Consider the following 1190-nt stretch of genomic DNA (forward strand, 5'->3'; position numbering starts at 1 on the left):
GCTTTGAACCACTATATCGAGCTATTCAACTGTTTATTCAAACTGCACCGGTTGATTAGAGGCACCCCCATTGATTTGGAGTGCAAGGCGGTATTCGCTGGTCGTGCAAATTGCGAACTGCTTGAAGGCTCGAGCGAAGTAGGAAGGGTCCTTGAAACCGGCCTCATAGCCGATGCTGGTAATCGGCATCTGGCTGTTGTCGAGCAGTTCTTTGGCGAAGTTCATGCGCTTGTCCAGGATGTAATCGGTAAAGCCAAGTCCATTGGCTTCCTTGAACAGGCGGCTGAAGCGAAATGTCGTCATGCCGCAGCGCTGTGCCAGTTCCCTCTGATCGATGCTGTCTCGAAAGTGCTGCTCGATGTACAGCATGATATTGCTCAGCGCCTGGTGTTTTTGGTGTCCTGAGGTCCGCCGGATGCTGTCCGGCAGAGTCGGGGAGTGGTCGATCTGCGATGACTTGCCCTGGCCGTTGGCATTTCGGCGCAACTCGCAGAGCTGTACCACCGCCGTCAGGTAACGATTCTTCTCGGTGGTCGAGAGCGGGAGCACCATGTATTCCCAGACGCTGGAGCGCATGGCCCATACAGCCAGTTCCTCCGAGTGCTGCACGGTGAACATGGTGATCGGGATGCTGGGGGTGGTGCGTTTGATCTCCAGCAACAGCCGCAAGCCTGGCGTGTCGGGGCGATCGAAATGGATGCAGATCATGTCTGCCGGTTCCCCGATGGGCAGCACGGAGTTTTTTGCCAGTCTGCAGTCGCAGGTGCCCTCGAACTGCGCGATGAGTTCTTTTGTGGACCGATCATGAGTCAGATCGAACCACAGGAGCGATGGCCTTTTGGTCAAATTGGACGTCATGTCTCTACTCTGGGGTTCTTGGTGACTCACTTCGCTAGTATTGCCAAGGTGCTATCACTTTGCAGATTTAATCCTGATAGAAAAGACGATTTTTAGTTCCTTTAGCTATATAGGTGCCTGGAAGGCTGCCCCAGTCGAGTGTTTGTTGGTGTGTTTTCGACAAACCGTGTTTAACCGCTTGTCGCTTGTGAATCAATGACAATTGCCTTTGCGATTCAGTGCCTTGTTTACCCCCACCCGTTACTTCTGCAAAGGCCAATGCCCCGTATTTGGCTGCCCCGCAAAATAGTCCTAGCGATGTGCAAAATCTTCCTAACGCCCATGCATGCACC

The 1190-nt window shown here is 53.3% G+C and carries 2 protein-coding genes; both read right to left on the minus strand.

Annotation, left to right across the window (positions count from 1 at the left end; all coding sequences use genetic code 11):
- Positions 1-33 precede the first annotated feature (33 nt).
- Positions 34-858, minus strand: coding sequence for a response regulator transcription factor (locus ACRESJ_RS23575; protein WP_431760050.1), 825 nt, complete (start codon positions 856-858; stop codon positions 34-36).
- A 67-nt stretch (positions 859-925) separates the two neighbouring features.
- A partial coding sequence (locus ACRESJ_RS23580) for a hypothetical protein (RefSeq protein WP_431760051.1) occupies positions 926-1190 on the minus strand: 265 nt, incomplete at its 5' end.

The sequence above is a fragment of the Pseudomonas sp. genome, from assembly GCF_050739655.1.
Classification (GTDB): domain Bacteria; phylum Pseudomonadota; class Gammaproteobacteria; order Pseudomonadales; family Pseudomonadaceae; genus Aquipseudomonas.

Coding starts and splice junctions, on each gene's coding strand:
- ACRESJ_RS23575 (WP_431760050.1), bottom strand. CDS start 858: ATGACGTCCAATTTGACCAAAAGGCCATCGCTCCTGTGGTTCGATCTG.